General features: G+C 40.1%; 23 protein-coding genes. 10 read left to right on the forward strand and 13 right to left on the reverse strand.

Annotated elements, in window-relative coordinates; all coding sequences use genetic code 11:
* Positions 1-11: 11 nt before the first annotated feature.
* The 5 genes from FCN25_RS05035 to FCN25_RS05055 form a co-directional block, all read right to left on the reverse strand.
* Complete coding sequence (locus FCN25_RS05035) at positions 12-458, reverse strand: hypothetical protein (protein ID WP_137222565.1); 447 nt, start codon at positions 456-458, stop codon at positions 12-14.
* A 94-nt stretch (positions 459-552) separates the two neighbouring features.
* A complete protein-coding gene (locus FCN25_RS05040) occupies positions 553-1,506 on the reverse strand; it encodes a D-2-hydroxyacid dehydrogenase (RefSeq protein ID WP_137222567.1) in 954 nt (317 codons plus the stop codon).
* A gap of 41 nt (positions 1,507-1,547) precedes the next feature.
* The gene (gene djlA / locus FCN25_RS05045; RefSeq protein ID WP_137222569.1) at positions 1,548-2,321 is read right to left on the reverse strand and encodes a co-chaperone DjlA; all 774 of its coding nucleotides are present in this window, start codon (positions 2,319-2,321) and stop codon (positions 1,548-1,550) included.
* A gap of 66 nt (positions 2,322-2,387) precedes the next feature.
* Positions 2,388-3,071 carry an N-acetylmuramate alpha-1-phosphate uridylyltransferase MurU gene (murU, locus tag FCN25_RS05050; protein WP_137222571.1) on the reverse strand — a complete coding sequence of 228 codons (684 nt, stop codon included), beginning with the start codon at positions 3,069-3,071 and terminating at the stop codon, positions 2,388-2,390.
* A complete protein-coding gene (locus FCN25_RS05055) occupies positions 3,068-4,168 on the reverse strand; it encodes an aminoglycoside phosphotransferase family protein (RefSeq protein WP_137222573.1) in 1,101 nt (366 codons plus the stop codon). The genes murU and FCN25_RS05055 overlap by 4 nt, the downstream gene beginning before the upstream one ends.
* A gap of 144 nt (positions 4,169-4,312) precedes the next feature.
* On the opposite strand from FCN25_RS05055, the gene lptD reads away from it, so the two are divergent.
* The 7 genes from lptD to FCN25_RS05090 all read left to right on the forward strand — a co-directional run bounded on the left by lptD (position 4,313) and on the right by FCN25_RS05090 (position 13,275).
* Positions 4,313-6,607, forward strand: a complete 2,295-nt coding sequence (gene lptD / locus FCN25_RS05060) for an LPS assembly protein LptD (RefSeq protein WP_137222575.1) — start codon at positions 4,313-4,315, stop codon at positions 6,605-6,607.
* Between the two features lie 140 nt (positions 6,608-6,747).
* Positions 6,748-8,052: a peptidylprolyl isomerase SurA gene (gene surA, locus FCN25_RS05065; RefSeq protein WP_137222577.1), complete on the forward strand. Its 1,305-nt coding sequence runs from the start codon at positions 6,748-6,750 to the stop codon at positions 8,050-8,052.
* Between the two features lie 9 nt (positions 8,053-8,061).
* Positions 8,062-9,045, forward strand: a complete 984-nt coding sequence (gene pdxA / locus FCN25_RS05070) for a 4-hydroxythreonine-4-phosphate dehydrogenase PdxA (protein WP_137222579.1) — start codon at positions 8,062-8,064, stop codon at positions 9,043-9,045.
* Positions 9,046-9,054: 9 nt separating this feature from the next.
* Positions 9,055-9,861: a 16S rRNA (adenine(1518)-N(6)/adenine(1519)-N(6))-dimethyltransferase RsmA gene (gene rsmA / locus FCN25_RS05075; RefSeq protein ID WP_137222581.1), complete on the forward strand. Its 807-nt coding sequence runs from the start codon at positions 9,055-9,057 to the stop codon at positions 9,859-9,861.
* Positions 9,862-9,911: 50 nt separating this feature from the next.
* The gene (gene apaG / locus FCN25_RS05080; RefSeq protein ID WP_137222583.1) at positions 9,912-10,292 is read left to right on the forward strand and encodes a Co2+/Mg2+ efflux protein ApaG; all 381 of its coding nucleotides are present in this window, start codon (positions 9,912-9,914) and stop codon (positions 10,290-10,292) included.
* Positions 10,293-10,295: 3 nt separating this feature from the next.
* Positions 10,296-11,114: a symmetrical bis(5'-nucleosyl)-tetraphosphatase gene (locus FCN25_RS05085; protein WP_137222585.1), complete on the forward strand. Its 819-nt coding sequence runs from the start codon at positions 10,296-10,298 to the stop codon at positions 11,112-11,114.
* 139 nt (positions 11,115-11,253) lie between these two features.
* On the forward strand, positions 11,254-13,275 hold the full coding sequence (locus FCN25_RS05090) for a methyl-accepting chemotaxis protein (protein WP_137222587.1): 2,022 nt from the start codon (positions 11,254-11,256) through the stop codon (positions 13,273-13,275).
* A 271-nt stretch (positions 13,276-13,546) separates the two neighbouring features.
* Here FCN25_RS05090 and FCN25_RS05095 read toward each other — a convergent pair whose 3' ends face one another.
* The 7 genes from FCN25_RS05095 to rplU all read right to left on the reverse strand — a co-directional run bounded on the left by FCN25_RS05095 (position 13,547) and on the right by rplU (position 17,747).
* Complete coding sequence (locus FCN25_RS05095; RefSeq protein ID WP_137222589.1) at positions 13,547-13,933, reverse strand: DUF3718 domain-containing protein; 387 nt, start codon at positions 13,931-13,933, stop codon at positions 13,547-13,549.
* A 94-nt stretch (positions 13,934-14,027) separates the two neighbouring features.
* A complete protein-coding gene (folA, locus tag FCN25_RS05100) occupies positions 14,028-14,510 on the reverse strand; it encodes a type 3 dihydrofolate reductase (protein WP_137222591.1) in 483 nt (160 codons plus the stop codon).
* A gap of 19 nt (positions 14,511-14,529) precedes the next feature.
* Positions 14,530-15,000: a threonine/serine exporter family protein gene (locus FCN25_RS05105; RefSeq protein WP_137222593.1), complete on the reverse strand. Its 471-nt coding sequence runs from the start codon at positions 14,998-15,000 to the stop codon at positions 14,530-14,532.
* Entirely contained in the window at positions 15,000-15,758 is a 759-nt protein-coding gene (locus FCN25_RS05110; RefSeq protein ID WP_137222595.1) for a threonine/serine exporter family protein, read from the reverse strand. The genes FCN25_RS05105 and FCN25_RS05110 overlap by 1 nt, the downstream gene beginning before the upstream one ends.
* A gap of 20 nt (positions 15,759-15,778) precedes the next feature.
* Positions 15,779-16,957, reverse strand: coding sequence for an Obg family GTPase CgtA (gene cgtA, locus FCN25_RS05115; protein WP_137222597.1), 1,179 nt, complete (start codon positions 16,955-16,957; stop codon positions 15,779-15,781).
* A 207-nt stretch (positions 16,958-17,164) separates the two neighbouring features.
* Entirely contained in the window at positions 17,165-17,419 is a 255-nt protein-coding gene (rpmA, locus tag FCN25_RS05120; RefSeq protein WP_011638531.1) for a 50S ribosomal protein L27, read from the reverse strand.
* Between the two features lie 16 nt (positions 17,420-17,435).
* Positions 17,436-17,747 (reverse strand): 50S ribosomal protein L21, encoded by a 312-nt coding sequence (gene rplU, locus FCN25_RS05125; RefSeq protein ID WP_137222599.1) that lies wholly within the window; start codon positions 17,745-17,747, stop codon positions 17,436-17,438.
* Between the two features lie 405 nt (positions 17,748-18,152).
* On the opposite strand from rplU, the gene ispB reads away from it, so the two are divergent.
* On the forward strand, positions 18,153-19,124 hold the full coding sequence (ispB, locus tag FCN25_RS05130; protein ID WP_137222601.1) for an octaprenyl diphosphate synthase: 972 nt from the start codon (positions 18,153-18,155) through the stop codon (positions 19,122-19,124).
* Positions 19,125-19,209: 85 nt separating this feature from the next.
* Here the strand turns inward: ispB and ung are convergent, their stop codons facing one another.
* Entirely contained in the window at positions 19,210-19,872 is a 663-nt protein-coding gene (gene ung / locus FCN25_RS05135; RefSeq protein WP_137222603.1) for a uracil-DNA glycosylase, read from the reverse strand.
* Positions 19,873-19,972: 100 nt separating this feature from the next.
* Here ung and FCN25_RS05140 point away from each other — a divergent pair, with 100 nt between their 5' ends.
* Positions 19,973-20,524, forward strand: coding sequence for a type II secretion system protein (locus FCN25_RS05140; RefSeq protein WP_137222605.1), 552 nt, complete (start codon positions 19,973-19,975; stop codon positions 20,522-20,524).
* 71 nt (positions 20,525-20,595) lie between these two features.
* On the forward strand, positions 20,596-20,922 hold the full coding sequence (locus FCN25_RS05145; RefSeq protein WP_137222607.1) for a DUF3144 domain-containing protein: 327 nt from the start codon (positions 20,596-20,598) through the stop codon (positions 20,920-20,922).
* Positions 20,923-20,952 lie beyond the last annotated feature (30 nt).

Genomic DNA, 20,952 nt, shown 5'->3' on the forward strand with positions numbered 1-20,952 from the left:
GCTTCTACGGTTTAGCTTTTTACTGTTGGCAGTGATTTATCGGCTAAGTGAAAATGGACTAACATTAGCAAACGAAACAGCGCTTTAAGTTTAAGATCTTGATCAAGTTTACCCGCGTTAATCAGTTTTTTCAGTACCGTTATTTTTATGTACAGCTTTTTAATCAATACGCCACTTGGCTCACCTAAGTATTTATCGAACTCTTTATAACCTTCAATGGTTCGCGGTACTAACTTAGCCTGACGAATATCTAATCCCGATCGCATGGCTTTATCAAACGCTTGGGTTTCTAGACCCTTGATGATGTCAGCGGCACAAATCTTTTGCGCTAAACCATCAACAATAAAATGAATATTCGATTCAATTTCAAATTGCAGTGCATGAGTGTCATGACGCACGTTATCAAACCTTGTACGTTCTTTATCGACAAAATCAAACAAGATTTTCCAGAGTGACATGTGCAGATCCCGTTCGTATTGTAATGTAGGTTAGCACTATAAATCACAGTGCTAACCAGTCGATACAAGATTTATAACAGAGTGATAAATCCCGTTAGCCGTTAACCTGATTCAATGCTTTACCTTGTTGAAATTGGCGTACATTATCAACCGCAATATTAAGCAGATTTTGTCTGGCTTGTAATGTCGCCCATGCGATATGCGGGGTAATGGTAATGTTAGCGGCACTAAGTAAAGGATTATTGCTACTTGGCGGCTCAGTGGATAACACATCAACAGCGGCAAATCCGTTACCATTGTTAAGCCATTCAGCGAGATCATTTTCATTAATCAAGTCGCCACGGGCAGTATTAACTAATAAACAGCCCGGTTTAAGTAAACGTAAACTGTCATTGTTTATCATGTACTTTGTCGCGGCATTAAGCGGACAATGTAGCGATATAATATCGGCTTGCTTAAGTAAGCTGTCGCGATCACACCATTGAATAGCATCAGGTAAATCTGTTTTGGGTTGAGTGGTGGTGATCAATACTTTCATGCCAAACGCGACACCTAAATTGGCAACCTGTTGGCCAATATCACCATAACCCACAACGCCGAGAGTGAGGCCTTTTAATGAGGTCAATGGCGCTAGGGTAAAACAAAAATCTCGTTGTGTAGCCCACTGCCCTTGCTTAACGGCTTGGTCATGTAAGGCTACCTGTTGATGGTGATGTAGAATATGAGCGAACACCATTTGCGCCACGGCATCAGGACCGTAAGCAGGAATATTGGTTACCACTATTCCCTGTGCTGATGCGGCATCAACATCGACCACATTGGTGCCTGTGGCTAGAACGCCAATATAGGCTAAGTCGGGCAGCTGCTTTAAGGTCTCTGCGCTGAGTACCGTTTTATTGGTAAGTACCATTTGCGCACCTTGGCAGCGACTGACAATTTGATCCAGTGTAGTATGGTCGTAAATATCACACTGGCCCAATGCTTCAAGCGCCTGCCAACTCAAATCACCTGGGTTAAGGGTATAACCATCTAATACCACTATTTTCATCTATTACCTCAATCCTAACAAAAATACGTTATCAGCTTGCGTTATCGCATGCCTCGCGAGGTTTTAATTCGCTCGTATGCGACTTGAATATCTCGAGCTTTGTTATTAGCCAGCTCCATCATTTCTTCTGGTAGACCTTTTGCCACAAGCTTATCTGGATGGTGTTCATTCATCAATTTACGATAGGTTCGTTTTACATCTTGATCGCTAGCAGACTCTTGTACTCCAAGTAACACGTAAGCGTCAGTAAGCGACATGTTATTACCTTGCGGCGACTGATGATGGCTAAACTCAGCCTGCCAACGTGCAAGTAATGCCTCCAGTTGTGCACCTAGCCCTAATTTTTGGGCAATAACTGACAATATTTGTTTTTCATTGGCATGTAACTCGCCATCCACCAAGGCTGTTTGTATTTGGATCTCTAAGAACATCTGCGCTAATTCAGTCCGACCTTGGGTGACTTGTCGAAACTGTTCTAACTGCTTGATTAAATCAAAGTCAGCTTGGCGCCCTTCACGGAAAGCCGTTTGCGCATCAATACGCGACTGTCCAGACAGTTTCATTTGATCCATTAACATGGTCGCAATACGTATATCGCTTTTGGTCACTCGCCCAGAAGCTTTAGCTACATGGCCCATCACCGCAAATGTAGAATGGAAAAACATCGCCTGACGTTCACCGCCTTTGCGAATTAATGAAGTAAAACCTTGGCGTTTGTCATAAGCATGACCTAACCATAACCCTAAAATGGCACCAAAAAATCGCCCAAACATAAAACCAATGATAAACCCAAAAACTTTACCCCAAATTCGCATCTTGTTTTCCATTACCGTTAATAATTAATACTTTTCGCGCATATCACTTAAGCGAAATCACATGGTTTAACCTTGAGTCAGTAATCTGCTCTGCAGTTGTTCTAGACGTTCAATGGTGCCAACATCACACCAATAACAATTAAAATGTTCGCCATAAACCCGTTGCTTAGCAATAGATTGCTTAAGCAATGGCCCTAACGCTTGCTTGCCTGTTGGTAGATTGCTAAATAATTGAGGATGATAAATGCCTATTCCAGAATAAGTAAACTGTTGTTGACTGTTAAGGCTTAATTGGCCTTGCATTGCAATGGCAAAGTCACCTTGTGGATGATGTTCGGGGTTATCGACTAACCACAAAAAAGCATCAGCATAACCTTGCGATACTTGCTCGTAAGCTAACGCTAACGTTGGCAAGTGATCAATAAAAATATCACCATTAATAACTAAGAAAGGCTTATCGTCCAATAGAGTTAATGCTTGTTTAATACCACCTGCGGTTTCTAGCGCCGTAGTTTCCTCACTATAGCTAATCAGTAAACCCCAACGACTTCCATCACCCAATATTTCAGGTAACTTATGCCCTAACCAAGCTTGATTAATCACCACATGCGTCACGCCTATTGAGGCCAGTTTTTCTAAGTGATATTCAATTAACGGTTTACCTGCAACATTGACGAGTGGTTTAGGCAATGAATCGGTTAGTGGCCGTAAACGTTCGCCTCGACCTGCAGCCAAAATCATTGCTTTCATGGTTTATTTCTCGCTTTATTCTTTGCCTCAGTGCCAATTGAATTCCCTACTTTGCTTTCTGTTTTACATCCAGCTTCATTGTCGGCTTCGAGAATGGACAGTTGCTTAACTAACGGCAGGATAACGCTAGCTACCCAGGCACTGAAGTCTGCAATTTGTGGGTATTGGGCGCCAATATCGACAATATACTGCAATGTTAATGGAATATCCGCCAGATAACCGCGCTTACCATCGCGATGATATAAACGTGCAAAAATCCCGGCGGCTTTAATGTGGCGCTGTATTCCCATTAAATCAAACCATTGCTTATAGGTTGAAAACTCAACACTTTCATCCATTAATTTTTTTTCTATAGCGAGTTGATAATGATATATCATCAACTGATTAACGATATTGTCTGGCCAACGCACGTAACAATCGCGCAATAATGACACCGCGTCATAAGTTATCGGGCCAAGCACCGCGTCTTGAAAGTCGATTACAGCTAGAGCTTGGTCGTTCAGCAATAAATTACGACTATGATAATCACGATGCATCCCTACTTTAGGTTGGGCGATAACGTTTTGGGTTAACGCATTAAAGGTGGAGGCAATTATTTGCTGTTCATTGCTCGTCAATACGTAATTTAAATGTTCTTTTATTAACCAATCGACAAAAATGGCCAATTCTTTCGTCACAAAAGACGCATCGTAATCGGCTAGTGGTCCGTTATCAGTTTCCGTTACAGCTGCAATCACAGGTAATAACGTTAAAGCCTGTTGATAATAATCGGTCACATTGTCTTTATTCAGCACCGATAAAAGCTGTAATTCACCAACATCAGTTTGCAAAACAAAACCATATTCCTCGCAGGTAGCGAGTACTTCAGGTACCAGTAGCCCAACGCGTTGGTATGCCTTGGCCATCGCAACAAAAGGGGCTATTGGCACTAAATCAATAGGCGAATCAGAGACAATATAATGACAACCTTGATGTTGAATACGGAAATAACGTCGAAAACTGGCATCGCCACAAATCAAATTAATGCTAACTTCATCGCCAAAATATTGTTTTAACCAGTTACTTAACGCGACAAATCTTGGATCAGATAGAATCATCTCAATGGCTCTTAATGAAAAATTGCTTTATTATAGCCAGCATAACATTTGGAAACAGCTAAAGAATGGAATGTTTTACTTAGCTGAGTATCTTTTTCTCTCCAAAATTTTTCCTGAATCAGAATTCATAAATTATTGACAACAATGCAGATCCGTTATTTTCTGGCACTAAGCCTACTCCCAAACATAGTGTTGGCCAATGAGCCTACTACAACCGAAGCGCCTGCGTTGCAATGCGTTGTGGCTCCGCCTGTGTCTCGCTCATTTGAAGACCGCGCAGCATTAACTAATATCTCAGACGACCAAATTGTCATTATTAGTGATAATTCGAATGTCGTTTATAATAATCAGGCTGAATTTTCGGGTGATGTCAGTTTTAGCCAAGGACTTCGTCATATCGCAGCTGATAATGCCGTGTTAGATCAAAAGGAACAACGTTTAAATGCTGATGGAAATCTGATATTTAAAGACGAATTATTTACCATCACTGCCGATACCCTAGAAGCACAAATGAGCAGTAATAATGCTACGTTAGAAGGTGCTCAGTATTGGTTGCATGGACAACAAGTCCATGGTGATGCAGAAAAATTGCAGATCACTTCAGACAATAATCTATTGCTGACAAAAACCAACTTCACCACTTGTCCCGTTGGCGATGAATCATGGTTGCTCGAAGCAGATATGATCAAAATTGACAGTAAAGAGGAATGGGGTGAAATTTGGAACGCCAAACTACGTATTGCGGGTGTCCCTGTGTTGTACATTCCGTATATGACAGTGCCAGTTTCAGATAAACGTAAATCAGGCTTTCTGTTTCCTAGCTTTAGCACCAGTACCACCAACGGTGTTGAAGTAAGTACACCTTATTATTGGAATATCGCCCCAGAGTACGATTTAACCTTTACACCAGACTATATGTCATCTCGTGGCTTATACACCAAAACTGAATTTAGGTATTTGGCTGGAGAAAAACAAAATGGTCAACTTAACTTTGAATATATAGACAGTGATAACGAACTCAGCACCAACGCCAACCGTTATCTTTATCACTGGAGTCATCAAGGCGCATTGAATAAAAATTGGCGTGTAAGAGCCAATTACACAGATGTGTCAGACAACAATTATTTCAATGATTTAAATTCTGACATTAATCAGTCTACTGACAACCAGTTATCCCGAATTGGTGAAGCCAGTTATTTTGAACGTAACTGGGACTTCAACATGCGAGTACAAGATATAAAAGTACTCGGCGAAGAAGAAAAACCCTATCAGGTGATGCCACAACTTAATTTTAATTATCGTTCAGCAGATTTGTTTGAAGCTATCGATTTTAATTTTAACTCTGAACTCACGAACTTCCGTCATCAAGATAACGAGTATAATACGGCAACCCGCTTACACTTAGTGCCAAGCTTAATTTGGCCAATTCAAGGGCCTGCAGGTTCGTTTACCAGTGAAATAAAATTACTGCAAACCCAGTATTGGCAACAAAATATCGACGAAGACTCAACGTTAGAGGACAATGTAAGCCGTACGATCCCGCAAGCGCGTTTACATGGTCAGATCAATTTTGAACGAACAACACAACTGTTTGATGAGCAATACAGGCAAACACTTGAACCTCAAATCCAATACCTCTATGTCGGCTATGAAGATCAATCTGATATTGGTATTTATGACACAGCACAGTTGCAAGAAGACTACTATGGTTTGTTCCGCGATCGCCAATATTCAGGTTTAGATCGTGTGGCAGATGCTAATCAATTTACATTAGGTTTCACGACCCGCTTGTTTGATGAAGCTAATCACGAAAGATTCAAATTCAGTGTCGGTCAAATCATTTTCTTCGAAGACTCTAAAGTTCTCTTAATCGATGATAATGAAGAACAATCTCAATCAACTTCAGTATTAGCAGCTGAGTTAGATGCGCAATTATACAATGATTGGTTCATCAGTGGCTCTGTACAGCACGACACTGAAAAAGGTGAAAACAAGAAAAATGAAGTCACCTTGGACTATCGTCCAAGCAATGACAAATTATTGCAGTTAAGTTACCGATATGTACCCGACTTACTCAATACAAATACTAACGACCGAGTAGATATTTCGCAGGCTGGCATGCGTACATCTTGGCCCATTAGTGACAACCTATATTTTGTGGGTAATTACTATTACGATCTCAATAAGTCACGTAATATTGAAACATACACAGGTGTGCAATATGAATCGTGTTGTTGGGCATTACGCTTGAGCTATCATTACCGTATAAAAACCAACTATGATGACGACACATCTCAAACTGCTATGGAAGAATTTGATAGTGGGGTTTACCTTAATTTTGTCATTAAAGGGCTCGGTGGTTCTGGCCCATTAGGTGTGGATGACATGCTCGATGAAGGGTTATTTAATTATCGTAAGCCACTTTACTTAAGGAATTAACACTCTTTTGTGATAGATTGCTGAACCTAGCGACAATCTGATAGTCCAATAACAATAACTATGTTGTTAATTAACATAAAACGACCCAATTTGGCGATAAATCGCCTGTATTATATTGAATGTGCCAAAGGATTTAGTGGATGAAACACAGTAAAAAAATTATTTTTGCATTATTAGCTCTTGCGATAAGTCACACTAGCTTCGCTGTACCCGTGCCATTAGATCGCGTAGCAGTACAAATTAATGATGGTATCATTCTTGAAAGTGAAATCACCAACATGATTTCAACTGTTAAAGCGAATGCTAAAGCTGCGGACCAAACATTACCATCAGATGATGCTTTGCGCACCCAAGTTATCGAACGCCTTATTTTAACCCATTTACAAATGCAGACAGCTGAACGCATTGGCTTGAACATTGGTGATTTACAATTAGATCAAACCATTGAAAATATTGCTAAAGAACAAAAAATGACAGTTGCCCAAATGCAGCAATCAATTGAAAGTGAAGGTACAAGTTTTAGCCAGTATCGTGAACAATTACGCCAAGAAGTGACTTTAGGTGAAATTCAACGTATTCAAGTCCAACGTCGTATTCAAGTTTCAACACAAGAAATTAATAGCTTAGTTAAATTAATTCAGGAACAAGGCTTAAAAGATGTTGAGTTTCAAATCGGTCACATTCTAATCGAAGTACCAAGTAACCCTACAAGTGAACAACTTGAAAGTGCAAGTCGTCGTGCCGATATCGTGCTTAAACGCTTAAACGATGGTGACGACTTCCGTAGCACAGCAATTGCATCTTCATCTGGCCCTAAAGCGCTAGAAGGCGGTATATGGGAGTTTATGAGCATTAATGAGATGCCAACATTGTTTGCTGAAGTCGTTAGTAGCGCCAAGAAAGGTGATATTATTGGCCCTATTAAATCAGGTTCTGGCTTTCACATTATTAAAGTTGTAGATACTCGTGGCTTGCAAACACAAGAGGTTGAAGAAGTTAAATCTCGTCATATCCTATTAAAGCCGTCACCGATTTTATCGGAAGAGCGTGCTAAAGCGATGTTAACTAACTTTGTCACTCAACTTCGTTCTGGTGATGCCGATTTTTCTAAGCTAGCAACTCAGTACTCAGAAGACCCAGGCTCTGCAGTTAAAGGTGGTGAATTAGGTTGGGCAGATCCAAGCATGTATGTCCCTGAATTTTCACAAACGCTTGCTAGTCTTCAAGAAGGTCAAATCAGCGAGCCGTTTCGTACTACTCACGGTTGGCATATAGTCCAACTTGAGTCACGTCGTAAAACAGACGCCACTGAAAAATTTAACAGTAACCGTGCCCAGCAGTTAATCTTCCGTCGTAAGTTTAATGAAGAGCTACAAAACTGGTTAGACGAAATGCGCTCTGAAGCGTATATTGAAATCATTGAGCCAGAAAGCAGACGAGGTTAAGCAAGACCCATGACTAAACGTATTGCAATTACTCCCGGCGAACCAGCAGGTATAGGTCCCGACTTAGTCATCAAACTCGCTCAACAGGCATGGCCTGTTGAGTTAGTTGTTTGCGCTGATCCTAATTTACTTATGTCACGCGCTAAAATGCTTGGAATGCCTTTACAACTTAGGCCTTACCAACCATCACAACAACCAAAGCCTCAAACAGCTGGGACATTAACCATAGCTCCTTTTACATTAGCTGAAGAAGTACACTGCGGTGTGTTGAATGAGGCAAACAGTGATTATGTTGTCGAGACTTTACGTTATGCCGGTGAAAAAAATATGTCGAATGAATTCGACGCCGTTGTAACCGGCCCCGTGCATAAAGGTATTATTAACCAAGCCGGTATTCCATTTAGTGGGCATACGGAATTTTTTGCACTACAAGCTAACTGTGCTGATGTTGTTATGATGCTTGCAGCTCCAGGTTTGCAAGTTGCATTAATGACCACCCACATACCATTAGCCTATGTTGCAAAAGCCATTACCCGTGACAGACTGCATCATATTATTACTATTTTGCACCGTGAATTAGTCAGTAAATTTGGTTTGGGCTCACCCAAAATTTATGTGTGCGGTCTCAATCCACATGCTGGAGAAGACGGTCATTTGGGCCGTGAAGAAATTGATATAATCATCCCAGCACTCAATGAGTTACGAGAGCAAGGCATGGATATTGTAGGCCCTTTGCCGGCAGATACACTATTCCAACCTAAATATCTTGAACAAGCTGACGTGATATTAGCCATGTATCATGACCAAGGATTACCTGTGCTTAAATCATTAGGATTTGGCAAATCGGTCAATATAACGTTAGGTCTACCTTATATTCGTACTTCAGTCGATCATGGTACAGCCCTAGAATTAGCTGGAAGTGGTAAAGCTGATTGCGGCAGCTTTACCTGTGCATTAAACAAAGCCATCGAATTGGCCTCAAAAAGTAAGTAACCCATTTTAATGAGTAATAAAGTACATTTAGGCCACACGGCCAGAAAGCGTTTTGGACAAAACTTCTTAACTGATCAAGGCGTGATCAGCAGCATTGTAGGTGCAATTGCACCTGATAATGACCATGTCATCGTTGAAATTGGGCCCGGTCTGGGTGCGTTAACAGAACCTGTTGCAGACATGATTGATAACCTAACCGTTGTTGAATTAGATAGAGACTTGGTTAAACGCTTACAATACCATCCAACACTTAAAGACAAACTGACGATTCATCAAGGTGATGCGTTACAGTTCGACTTTAGTCAGTTGCAACAAGCTGGCAAAAAAATGAAAGTGTTTGGTAACCTTCCTTACAACATTTCAACACCACTTATGTTTCATTTGTTTGAGTTTGCTGAACAAATTGAGACCATGCACTTTATGCTGCAAAAAGAAGTCGTTCTGCGCTTATCTGCGAGCCCTGGTACTAAAGCTTATGGCCGTTTAACAGTAATGGCACAATATTATTGTCAAGTGGTTCCCGTATTAGAAGTGCCGCCGACAAGCTTTACCCCTGCCCCGAAAGTTGATTCTGCAGTGGTAAGATTATTGCCCTATGAAGTCAAACCTTGGCCATGTCAAAATGTCGATGTATTGAGACACTTAGTCACGACGGCATTTAATATGCGCCGTAAGACATTGCGTAATAATTTAAAAACTTTACTGTCAGACGACGATTTTGCAACATTAAAAATTGATCCAAGTCTGCGGCCAGAGCAAATAAGTGTTCCGCAATATGTGGCAATGGCTAATATGTTGTGTGACAAAAAAGATTAATCATAAGGGCATGCTGATACTCAGCGTGCCCTTTCGCTTTAGGACGTAAAATGAACCCTGTTGAATCGCCTATTAAAATTAAAGTCGACACCCAATACTTAGAACAACAATCTGATGTCGCTGATAATAAATACCTTTTTAGCTATACCATTACTATTATCAATCTGGGCGATACCAAAGTAACGCTTAAAGACCGCCATTGGATTATCACAGATTCAGAAGGCGAACAGAATGAAGTAAAAGGTCCAGGTGTTGTAGGTGAAACGCCGACTATCGCGCCTAATACCGCTTATCAATATACCAGCGGTACCGTATTGGAAACACCGGTTGGATTTATGCAAGGCTTTTACGGTATGGAAGATCACAAAGGTGAGCGCTTTTTAGCAACCATTCCACCTTTTCGTTTAGCGGTCCCAGGGGTATTTCAATAACTTATGGCACACTATTTTGTTGGCGATATTCAGGGCTGTAATAGTGAATTGCAATTATTATTACAAAAAGTCGATTTTAATCCTTCAAAAGATCAGCTCTGGGCTGTTGGCGATCTGATTGCCAGGGGTACAGAGTCGCTAGCAACACTTCGTTTCTTCCAATCATTAAATGATTCTGCAAAAGTGGTACTGGGTAACCATGATTTACATCTATTGGCTTTGCACGGTAAATTAAAACGAGTGAGTCGAAAGGATCATCTTGAAGAATTACTCAATGCACCAGATATTGATAATTTGGTTAATTGGATCCGTCAACAACCATTAGTGAGAACATTACCCGAACACAATATCATCATGACCCATGCTGGTGTACCTCCTCAATGGGATATTGCGACCCTAGAACATGAAGCAAAACAAGTTAGCTTAGCTTTGCAGCAAGACGATTATTTAACCGAATTAATTGCAAAAATGTTCACTGATGAGGCTGAACAATGGTCGCCAACATTAACCGGTATAACCAGATTGCGATACTGTATGAATGCTTTAACCCGAATGAGATATTTGCATCTTGATGGTCGCCTTGATTTTAAATGTAAGTCAGCACCAGATGAACCGCATTCTGTAGAATTACGCCCATGGTTTGAATTCTCATCAAAAACGAGCCCACAATACACACTAGTGTTTGGTCATTGGGCTGCATTAATGGGCCAAACCAACAATTCACATATTCTTGCACTTGACACAGGCTGCTGCTGGGGAGAACACTTAACCCTATGGCATCTTGAAAAGAATGAAAAAATTACTCAAAAAAAGTTAATTTAAGGTTAAACTAAAGTATTCTTTTGCCGATAGTTTAAGTTAGAATTTGTTACATTTGCCTGAGAAAAGTTTGCCCTATAAAAAATTCAATATAGTAAAATACAGCATATGCAGGATCTAATTATAATAGCCGGAGTACTTTATGAAAATTAACGTAGCGACCAGAGTCATTGGCGGGTTTACCGTTGTGACGCTGTTACTGCTGATCCTTGGTGGTGTTACTCTAATGAGTAATAACAGTATTAAAGACGGAACCACTATTCTTAAAACGGTGAGTTTACCCGCGTTAGAAACCACCAGTATTTTGAGTGAGAATCTTAACACGCAACAAAATGAAGCTTTATTGGCTTTTTACAGTGACAATTCTTCGAAAATTGCTCCTATTAGAAAAAACCTTGCTGAACTTAATAATGCTTTCGAAGCAGATATTACTCGTTTAAATAGTCTAGTAAAATCTCAATCACAACTTACAGCACCTCTTATTGAACTGACAAAGTCTTACCGGATTTATGCAGAAAAAGAGGAAAAGATGCTAATTGAACAAGAAAGTTCATTAAGCCAGCAAGAGCAATTACTAAAATTACGTAACACGTTTGAAAATGCTGCCGACGATGCATCATCAATCTTATTAGACATCATTGATCTTGAAACCAGCGAAGATGCAACGGAGCAAAGCCTCGCAGCGACAGCCAGTTTAGTCGACACCATGTTTATCAACACTATTACCACGATTTATGATCTTGTTGGTGCTACTGAACAAAATAAATATGATCTTATTATCAAAGAACTAGACTACATGTCCAGTGAAACTAAGGCTAAACTTGAGTATATTAATCGGCAAGGCAGTGGTGTTCTAAGCAGTTCAACTTTAGAAGATCTTACAACTGAATCAACAAAAATATTCAAATTACTTAATGGTGCAGATTCGATTCAAGCATTAAAACAAAAACAGTTAACCCATGGTTTTGCGGCAGATAAACTACTAACTCAAACTCAAAGCATTGCCAAATTAGTCAATAAAAGAATGACAACCCTTGCAAAAGCAATAGATAACTTTGCTGGGGATATCAGTAATAAAGCGATAGAAATTATTGATTCAGCGACAATAAAAACTTTATTAGTTGTACTAACGGCTATTGTCGTTTCTGTTATTGTGAGTATTGCAGTCGTTAAACCGCTGACTAAATCACTAGGAGAAGTCAACAAAGCATTGAATGTATTGGCATCCGGTGATTTAACTCACAAATTAGATGACACGGGTCATGATGAGTTTGCGGAGTTAGCCAAAAACTGCAACCGACTCGTCGACAGTTTACGCAGTCTAATCATAGGTATTGTGGATCGTTCAAACCAGTTAGCCGCTGCTGCAGAAGAAACCTCAGCGATTACCTCTCAAACAACGATTGGAATTCAAGAGCAAAAGAGTCAAGTTGATCAAGTCGCCGCAGCTACTACAGAGCTAAGTTCAAGTGCACAACAAGTCTCCATGAGTGCAGATCAAGCACTTAATGAGATTAAACAAGCCGACGAAGAAACCCAGCACATGCGTGCGCTTGCTGAAGAAAGTAAAAATACTATTCTCGCCCTTGCAGAAGAAGTCGCTAAAGCTGGAATTGTTATCAATAAAGTACATTCTGACAGTGCATCGATTGGCTCTATTTTAGATGTAATCCGTGGCATTGCAGATCAAACTAACTTGCTTGCCCTCAACGCTGCCATTGAGGCTGCTAGAGCGGGTGAACAAGGACGTGGCTTTGCCGTTGTTGCTGATGAAGTGCGCAACTTAGCATCAAGAACTCAGCATTCAACGAGTGAAATTCAACAAATGATTGAAGTGTTGCAACTTGGCGCTCAAGAAGCTGTTGCGGTAATGGAATTGGGTCGTACCCAAGCGGATAGCTGCGTTGAGAAGAATGAGCAATCAAATGTAGCTTTGGAGACCATCAGCAAATCTGTTCACCGGGCTTTTGATTCTGGTAACCATATTGCTAACGCGGCTCAAGAGCAAAATATCGTTAGCCAACAAGTTTCGGAAAAACTTGAACATATTGCTTCTATCTCTGAAGAAACATCAACCGGTGCCGATCAAACAGCACAATCAAGCCATCAGGTCGCTAAGCTTGCAGAAGAGCTACAAGCCTCTGTGCGCGAGTTCAAGATTTAACTAGCCTCATACATTAGAAATATAAAAAAGGCTCTTATAGGGCCTTTTTTATTGCCATAAGAACTTAATCGTTATTCAAATGAAACAAAGGTTTAAAAACAGGATAAATTGATAAAGATCGTCAGTTTGTGGTTACCATATTTCTGCGATGGGTATATTTAATTTGCATAAAGCAGAAATTAAAAAACAAAAATGCCGATAAATTCATATCGGCATTTTTGTTTTTTTACTTTTTACTTACTGATGTCATGACTTCCCATCAGATCCGGCGTTAACCGCCAATACGATCTTTAATGGCTACGGTTATCACACTTGCATCATGGCCATTAGCAGAAGCCCAATCTAAAATAGTTTTCCCATCAGCTTCTGGTTCAGAAAGATCAGAAGATGGCATACGCTTCGCGATAAACTCACCGACATCATTAGCATTCGACTTGTAGGCAGTACGCAATAAACTGCTGCCATCACAAGAAATGCCTGAATAGATGTTACGCAATTTAACACGGTTCTCTTTCATTTTCTTACGTAAACGGTTTTTATCGTTTGATTTTACATAATCACAAATATTTGCAACTAATTGATCTGTATCCGCAACAGCAGGGGCTGATACAAAAGATACTGCAATCAGGGCCGCAATTGCTACAGGCAATAAACGCATCTGACACTCCTTTAGTCTTTCTAGTTATATAGCAATGAACTCAACTTCAGTTTTTGAGAACTGGTTCATATAATCTCAGGGTACACGATCTAATTTAACACTTTTTAACTAAAGTGTTAAAGCTATATTGCAACCCTTTATCATTTGTTGCATTTACTGAGTTCTGTAAATCCCAAGAACCATCATCCCAATCGGGAAAGAAAGTGTCACCGTCAGCGTCTAAATCAATCAAAGTTAGGTATAAAACGTCGGTTTTAGGCAATAATTGCGCATAAAGTTGGCCACCACCAATAATAACTAACTCTTCACATTCCCCAGCAGCAGTGATTGCATCGTCATAATTTGTTACACAAGTTACTCCTTCAGGACTAAACTCAGTGTTACGACTTATCACTATATTGAGTCTTCCAGGTAATGGTCGTCCGATGGATTCAAATGTTTTTCGACCCATTACAATAGGTTTAGACAAGGTAACAGCTTTGAAATGACGAAGATCTTCAGGTAAATGCCATGGCATTTTATTGTTTTTACCTATGACTCTGTTATTGGCCATTGCGGCAATCATTGCAATACGCATTGAAGCAAAATCCTTATGGTTAAATAATGGGTCTGGTGCGGTAATAAAGTAAACTCGGTAACGCTAATCCGACAGCAAGTGCGCCTAAAATAAACACGGTTTTTAATCCGCTAACAATGACTTGAGCACTGAGCTCTGTACTCACTTGACTTTGGGCCGTGAGTTGGATTAATGCAATGACAGTATTGAATGCATAAGTTCCTGGCACCATTGGAATAATTGCCGCAACAGCATACATCAGCGGTGGCGCAAGATGGCGTTTAGCAAACTGAATGGTAATCAACCCAACAATAGCTGCTGCGATAAAGGTCGCCCATTCAATTGGCATTGAGAAATGTAATAGTACCGTTCTTGAACTATGGCCAATAGCTGCCGCGATAGCGCAGTAAATTAAATACCGTTTTGGCACATTAAATAACATAGCAAAGCCAACAGCTGGGATCGATGCAAAAAAAGCATCATGAAGTAATAGATTTAGAAAGGATAACATTAAAATATCCCGCCTAATTGCATAGCAATAGTAATACCTATGACTGATGCTAAGGTAAGCAAGGTGGCATGGCCCCACCGAGAAATGCCCACATTCATGTGGCCTTTTACCATATCTGAAATTGCATTAATCATCGGAAAGCCAGGGATCAACATCAACACACTTGCCGCCATTGCAGCTTGAGGAGTTTCGGTAATAGGCCAAATATAACCCACTTGGGCAACACTTGAAATGACAAAAGCCGTTAACGAGAAATTGACCAATAAATTAAAATGTCGAGAGGCGAGAAACAACCGAACCATCATCCCAATAGCGGAGGCAAAAAATGTAATTACGCAGGCCAACAAGTCGCCATCAAATAAATGACAAAAGCTGGCACAAGATAAACCGATCATAGGAATAAGAGCAATAGCAGGATAAGACTTTGGCTTAATGTGAGCTAATCGTCTACGAACTTCATTGGCGCCATAAATGCGTTTTTCTGCGAGGATACAAATTCGTTGAATCTCACAAATCACCATCATGTTAATGCCATGAGCACGAATACGACGAGTTGTGGTGATGCATCGACCGTGCACTAAACTCGTTAACACTAATGAATTGGAGGAAATTGATAATTCAATGCTAGCAAGACCTAGTGCCTGACCAAGGCGCTGGCTAATCTCTTCCACGAGATCAGACTCAGCACCATAAGCCAACAGTAGCTGTGCGCAGCGTACTACAAGGCGAGTAATATCATTTTGACTATCTGCGTACACGTTATCCTCAAATGAGTAAATTAGCGTTGATAGATAACTTCTACATCATAATCATCATCATCAAAGTCGTCATCAAAATCGTCATCATAATCGTCATCATAATCTTCATTAGCATTTTCATCTGCAGCACTATGATGATTATCCCATTTAAATTCAACATCAGCATCAGGGATCGTTTCTTCAACAATAGCAGGTAAACTTCTAATATAATCAAGCATCTTAATGCTTAATTCTTCAGTACCTGTTCGATTGTAAGCAGACATAGTATACACATCACCTTGCCAATCTAACTCTTTAACAATGTGATCGATTTTTTCTTGTAGCTCATCTTCAAGTAGCAAATCGGTTTTATTAAAGACTAACCAACGTGGCTTAGCGGCCAATTTAGGTGAATATTTTTCTAATTCGCCCACAATAGCACGTGCAGAATGAACAGGATCTGAACCATCAACAGGAAGAATATCAATGATATGCAATAATACTCGACAACGTTCTAGATGTTTCAAAAAACGAATACCGAGGCCGGCACCATCAGCAGCACCTTCAATCAAACCAGGAATGTCTGCAATAACGAAACTCTGACCTGGACGTGGATTAACCACACCAAGATTAGGAACCAAAGTTGTAAATGGGTAATCTGCCACTTTAGGCGTAGCACGAGATACCGAACGAATAAATGTCGATTTACCCGCATTTGGCATGCCTAGCAAACCCACATCGGCTAGCAGTAAAAGCTCAAGTTTAATTGAACGGACTTCACCAGGAGAACCTAAAGTCTTTTGGCGTGGAGCTCGGTTAGTACTGCTCTTAAAACGAGTATTACCTAAACCGTGGAAACCACCTTTAGCGACAAGCAGTTTTTGTCCATGTGCAGTTAAATCACCTAGTGACTCATCTGTTTCTTGATCGATAGCACGAGTACCTACTGGTACTTGAAGCACTAAATCATTGCCGCCATGACCAGTACAATCACGACCACGACCATTAGTTCCTCGTTCAGCCATATGGAAACGAGTAAAACGGTAATCAATCAGCGTGTTTAAGTTTTCATTAGCTTGTAGATATACACTACCGCCATCTCCGCCATCACCACCGTCAGGGCCACCATCTGGAACATATTTTTCGCGTCTAAAACTCACGCAACCGCTTCCGCCGTCACCTGCTTCTACGCGAATATTCGATTCATCAACAAACTTCATACTGACTCCTGACTCCTGACGCTACTTAATCTGTAATTATAACCCCAAATCATTGGGATTTGCAGGAAAGCGCTGAAGATAGCATTCATCACGATATCGCCTACTGCATATAAACAAAATCATTAAACTATCAATAATAGTTTAATGATATAAAAAACACAAAAGCCCCACCATAGGCAGGGCTTTCGAGATCTAGCTTAGAAAGAATTAAGCTTCGATGCTAATAAACTTACGGTTATTAGGACCTTTAACTTGAAACTTTACTTTACCGTCTGTTAATGCAAACAAAGTATGGTCACGACCAATACCTACGTTTACACCAGCGTGGAACTTAGTACCACGTTGACGAACGATAATGTTACCAGCTAGAACTGATTCACCGCCAAAGCGTTTAACACCAAGACGTTTACTTTCTGAATCGCGGCCGTTACGAGTAGAACCGCCAGCTTTTTTATGTGCCATGAGTTAGACTCCTAAATTATGCGCTGATCGCAGTGATTTTAACTTCGGTGAACCATTGACGATGGCCCATCTTCTTGTCGTGATGCTTACGACGACGGAACTTGACGATAGTTACCTTTTCGCCGCGACCGTGGCCAACTACTTCAGCTACGACTTTACCGCCAGCAACTAAAGGAGCACCAACATGTACTGTTTCACCATCTGCAATCAATAAAACTTGATCGAATTCTACGGTTTCACCAGTAGCAACTTCTAATTTTTCTAAACGAACTGTATGACCTTCAGCAACACGATGTTGCTTTCCGCCACTTTGAAAAACAGCGTACATGGCTATTTTACTCCAAATGACTAACACACTAACTCATATTATTGACGAGACTAGGTGCTAAAAAACTTTTAATGACAATGGGCGCGGATTTTACGCGAAGAATTGTCATCCGGCAAGCCTTAATTCACAATCAACTAAAAAAGGCCTTATTACTGCACACTATTCATTAATAGCTAATGTGTAATCTTCAAAATTTAGCTAACATGTTAATGCTAAATTATACTTAAGTTTTATAGGTAAATTGATAATAATTCAACAATCTTTTGCAACATCCGATTTTTAAAAGCGCAATTATACGAATACATACTTTGAAAAATGGCGCTGATATCCTGTAAGATATGCGCTCTAATTCGATATAACTAAATTAAGGGTGTAAACCCTGTCGTCCAACAACCAGAGACCATTATGGATTTAAACGCCATTCGTCAACTGGCTGACACTGATATGCAAGCAGTCAATCAGCTGATATACAAACAACTTGAGTCTGATGTAGCCTTAATAAATCAATTAGGTTTCTACATTATCAATGGCGGTGGTAAACGTTTACGTCCGTTATTATCAGTATTAGCCGCCCGAACCGTTGACTATCAAGGCGAACAACACCTTAAACTCGCTGCCATTATCGAATTTATCCATACAGCGTCTTTACTACATGACGATGTTGTTGATGAATCGACACTTAGACGCGGCCGTGAAACAGCCAATGCTTTATTTGGAAATAGTGCTAGCGTACTAGTAGGCGACTTTTTATATACGCGGTCATTTCAAATGATGACTGATCTCGACAATATGAAAGTGCTTCAAGTCCTTGCCCATACCACTAACGTGCTCGCTGAGGGTGAAGTATTACAGTTAATGAACTGTAATGATCCTGATACCACCGAAGCAAACTATATGCGGGTTATTTACTGTAAAACCGCAAAGTTGTTTGAAGCGGCAACTCAGTTAGCTGGTGTATTAGCAAATGCCACTCCAGAACAAGAACAAGCCTTGGCCGATTACGGTAAATACCTTGGCACAGCTTTCCAACTAACTGATGATTTACTTGATTACACAGCTAACGCTGATGAACTAGGAAAAAACATAGGGGATGATCTCGCGGAAGGCAAACCTACATTACCGTTAATTTATGCAATGGAAAATGGTTCTGACACTGCTAAAAAACTCATACGAGAAGCGATTGAACAAAGCGACGGTTCTAAAGTCATTGATGAGATTTTAGTTGCTTTAGAGGAGTCTGGCGCATTAGTTTATACGCAAGAAAAAGCTCAGGCTGAGTCACAAAAGGCCATCAACGCCTTAAGTATTTTTCCTGAAAGTGACTATAAAGAAGCTTTAATTTCGTTAGCCCATTTGTCCGTTAACCGCAGTAATTAAATACAACTCAGTCCAGAATTTTATTCAGCTACTGATGAGGTTAGTTAAAAAAGGTATGAATAACAAATTCATACCTTTTTTATTATTACACTTGCCAATTGATAGGGTTATCCCCATGCTCAAGTAATAATTGATTTATAATTGAGAAATGACCGCAACCAAAAAAACCACGATAAGCCGATAATGGCGATGGGTGTGGGCCATTCATAATATGGTGATGAGATGCTGTAATCAGCTGCCCTTTTTTAATCGCATAATTCCCCCAGCACACAAATATAATCGGCGTTGATTGCTGATTTAATCGTTTCAAGACATTATCAGTAAACGCTTGCCAACCCGCTTTAGCATGAGAATGAGCTTTCCCTTGTTCAACCGTTAACACCGTATTTAATAGTAAAACGCCCTGCTTTGCCCAAGCCGTCAAATTACCATGGTTGGGTATGGTAAACCCTTCAATATCATTCTGTAATTCTTTATAAATATTAACTAATGATGGTGGTGGTTTAATGCCTATTTTTACTGAAAAAGATAACCCATGAGCTTGATCAGGCCCATGATATGGATCTTGGCCTAATATCACGACTTTAACTTGCTCTAGTGGTGTTAATTGAAAAGCAGAAAACACCTCATTTTCAGGTGGGTATATCGTTTTCCCCTCATTACGTTGTTGGGTAATAAACGACTGAAGTTGCTGATAATAGACTTGGTTCTGTTGTTGCTGAATAAATTCTTGCCAATGCTTAGTCATCCACTTTCCTTAAAATAAGCGCCACACTGATAAAACCTATCTATCAATAGGTAATTTGATTTATCATTGTCAAACGTCATAAATACACATAAAAATGAGTATGATGCCATTGAATATAACTAACAACACGAACGAACCTGGATTTACCCTAATAGAGTTAGTAGTCGTGATTATAATCCTCGGAATTCTTGCTATCGTGGCATTACCCAAATTTTTAGATTTAGGTCAAGATGCAAAAATTGCTTCCGTTAAAGCAACCGGTGGAGCATTTTCTTCAGCAATAACTCTGGCACATGTAAAATGGGCCGCATTGGGCTATTCTGGCCCTGCTGATAATTTGGTTATTTTCAGCCAAGCTGGAACCGATGGCCAATTGGATATAAATCTATGGGGTTATCCTGCGCAACATTATACCCCTTATGAAGCTTCACCAAGATTGAATAACACCAATGATTGCCTCTCAGTCTGGCCGACACTGCTACTAGATGGCCCAAGCGTTTCAAGCAGTGCAGATGAAGATACATCTGATTACAAAGCAGAGTATATCAGCCCAGATCAGTGTCGTTATTACTACAACCCACTACCGCTTTTATCAATATATTATGATTCACGTGACGGCCAAGTGTTGGTAGATTCAGATCCCAATAGTTAATTTTTTACCTGATATTTTCAATTAAAGACGTTACACTCAATGGAAATTAACTCATCGAAAAAGTGGATCTGATGTCTGAACCAAAAACAGAATTAACAATGTATCAAATAGCTGACCAATTTATTGCCCTCGCCAATCAATTAAGCCAACAAGAAAATGATATTGGCAAAGTCGGTACCGCAATGAGATTTGCTTCAGCACGTTTTAACGCGTTTGAAGCTTCGCTTAAATCATCCGATCTCGCTGCAGAAAAAGATCATGCATTAGCTTGGTTTTCTGATGAGTACAAAGCCATGCTAAAAGAAAATTTAGAGGATCATATTGCTAATCCGCCAGTTGCAGCACCAAAAAAAGAGCAAGTTAGCGATGATAGCGTGCAAATGTTTAAAGCTGACTAAAGCTAATTCATAATTAGCTAAAAGTTATCG

The organism is Shewanella sp. MEBiC00475, assembly GCF_005234075.1.
Taxonomy (GTDB): domain Bacteria; phylum Pseudomonadota; class Gammaproteobacteria; order Enterobacterales; family Shewanellaceae; genus Shewanella; species Shewanella polaris.